Below are 2,625 nucleotides of genomic sequence, written 5' to 3' on the forward strand. Positions count from 1 at the left end.
GCCCGCCCCGCCGCCCGCCCCGGCAACGCGAACATCAGCAGGAAGATCGAGCCCATCACCGCGGCCACCCAACCCAGCGCGTTCTGGAAGGCGTTGACGAACGCCGGCCCCACCTCCGCCGGGGTCAGCCGGTCCCCGATCGAGCCGAAGAAGACCACCGACACCAACCCCAGCCCCAGCGCATTGCCCATCTGCTGAACGGTGTTGATGAGTCCGGACGCCGAACCCGCGTGCTCACGCGGCACCTCGGAGAGGATCGTGTCGGTCAGCGGGGCGAAGATCAGGCCCATGCCGGCGCCCATCACGACGAGGGGCAGCGCCATCTGCCAGGAGGCGATGGCCAGTTGGTACCGGTCGGCCTCCCAGAGGTAGAGCAGCACGCCTACGACCATCACCAGCGCGCCGGTCTGGAGCACATTGCGTCCGCCGAGCCGGGGCACCAGCTTCTGCACGGACATCCCGGCCGCCACCGAGACCGCGATCGAGAACGGTACGCCGGTCAGCCCCGCCCGCAGCGGGCTCCAGCCCAGCCCGATCTGCATGTACAGCGTCCAGACCAGGAAGAAGATGCCGAGCCCGATGCCGAAGACGGTCTGTACGGCGATGCCCGCCGCGAAGCTCTTCACCTCGAACAGCGACAGCTCGACGAGCGGCGAACCGTCCCGCGCCGCCTTCCGCCTCTCGTACGCCACCAGCGCGGAGAAGACCCCGATCGAGCCGGACATCGACACGAACCCCCAGGCGGGCCAGCCCAGTTCGTCGCCCCGGGTGAGCGGATAGAGCAGCATCAGCAGGCCGAGAGTGACCAGGGCGACGCCGACGAGGTCCAGCTTGAGGGCGCGTGGCGCCTTGGACTCGGTGATGAAGCGGGTGCCGAGGACCAGGCCGGCGATTCCCACCGGCAGGTTGATCAGGAAGATCGGGCGCCATTCGAGACCGAAGAGGTTCCACTCGGTGAGCAGCGCGCCGAGCAGCGGGCCCGAGACCGCGCCCAGGCCGACGATCGCGCCGAACAGCCCGAACACCTTGCCCCGTTCGTGCGCCGGGAAGGTCGCGTGCACGATCGACAGCACCTGCGGCACCATCATCGCCGCCATCCCGCCCTGCAGGATGCGCGAGGCGACCAGCATCTCCGGGTTCGCGGCGAAGCCGCACAGCGCGGAAGCGAGCGTGAAGCCGCCGATCCCGACGAGGAACAGCCGCTTGCGGCCGTGGATGTCACCGAGCCGCCCTCCGGTGATCAGCCCTGCGGCGAAGGCGAGCGCGTAACCGGCCGTTATCCATTGGATCTGGCTGAACGAGGCGCCCGCGTCCCGCTGGATCGACGGGATCGCGACATTGACGATCGTGACGTCGACGAGGTCCATGAAGGCCGCGGTCATCACGATCGCGAGGGCGAACCAGCGACGCCGGTCACCCGCGCCGGACACGGGGGCCACAGGGGCTGGGCTGTCCACAAGGGTTTCGGTGGAAGTCATGGCTTGAAGCTATGACCCCACTAGGTCAGATCGTGTCCTAGTTCTACGCCATCCTCGAACTCATGACGACGACGGAGAACCCATGACGACGACGGGGGAACCCATGACGACGACGGGGAACTCATGACCACCGACACCCCGGCCCGGCTCCTCCAGCTCCTCTCCCTCCTCCAGACGCCCCGCGAGTGGCCCGGCGGCGAGCTGGCCGACCGGCTCGGGGTCTCCCGGCGCACCGTCCGGCGGGACATCGACCGGCTCCGCGAACTCGGCTACCCCGTGCAGGCGACGCTCGGCTCCGACGGCGGTTACCGGCTCGTCGCGGGCAAGGCGATGCCCCCGCTGGTGCTGGACGACGAGGAGGCGGTGGCCATCGCGGTCGGCCTGCGCGCGGGCGCCGGGCACGCGCTGGAGGGCGTGGACGAGGCGTCCGTACGGGCGCTGGCGAAGCTGGAACAGGTACTGCCCTCGCGGCTGCGGCACCGGGTCGCCACCCTCCAGGCCGCCACCACCCCGCTGACCAGTGGCGACGGCGCGAGCATCGCCCCCGAGACGCTGACCGTCATGGCCTCGACGGTGGCCGGCCGGGAGCGGCTGCGCTTCGCCTACCGCGCCAAGGACGGCACCGAGTCCCGCCGCCTGACCGAGCCGTACCGTCTCGTCTCGACAGGCCGGCGCTGGTACCTCGTCGCCTACGACCTCGACCGCGAGGACTGGCGGACGTTCCGGGTCGACCGGGTGAGCCGGCCCTTCGCCACGGGGGCCCGGTTCACCCCGCGCGAGCTGCCGACCGGAAGCGCGGCGGAGTACCTACGGCAGTCGATGCACCGGCGTCAGGAGACGTACGAGTACGCCGTCACCTTCGCCGCCCCCGCCGACGTCGTCGCGGCCCGCATCCCGTCCTGGCTCGGCACCCCGGAACCCCTCGACGAGCACAGCTGCCGCCTGCGCGCCACGACCGGCGACGCGGTGGACTGGCTGGCCGTACGGCTGGCCATGCTGGGGTGCGAGTTCACGGTGCAGGAACCGGAGGAACTGGTGCGGTCCGTAAGGGAGTTGGGGGAACGGTTGAGTCGGGCGGGCAGTGGGGGCGAGCCGCAGGCGTGAGCCTCTACGGGTACGGGAGCGGAGCTCACACCGTGCCCCCTCC

2 protein-coding genes are annotated in these 2,625 nt (G+C 70.7%); one reads left to right on the forward strand and one right to left on the reverse strand.

What is annotated here, in order from left to right; all coding sequences use genetic code 11:
- A partial coding sequence (locus tag AC31A1_RS49825; protein WP_489659663.1) for an MFS transporter occupies positions 1-1,478 on the reverse strand: 1,478 nt, incomplete at its 3' end.
- A gap of 123 nt (positions 1,479-1,601) precedes the next feature.
- On the opposite strand from AC31A1_RS49825, the gene AC31A1_RS49830 reads away from it, so the two are divergent.
- Complete coding sequence (locus tag AC31A1_RS49830; protein ID WP_489659664.1) at positions 1,602-2,582, forward strand: helix-turn-helix transcriptional regulator; 981 nt, start codon at positions 1,602-1,604, stop codon at positions 2,580-2,582.
- The last annotated feature ends 43 nt before the right edge of the window (positions 2,583-2,625 follow it).

Source organism: Streptomyces sp. P5F9, assembly GCF_057961495.1.

Coding starts and splice junctions, on each gene's coding strand:
- AC31A1_RS49830 (WP_489659664.1), top strand. CDS start 1,602: ATGACCACCGACACCCCGGCCCGGCTCCTCCAGCTCCTCTCCCTCCTC.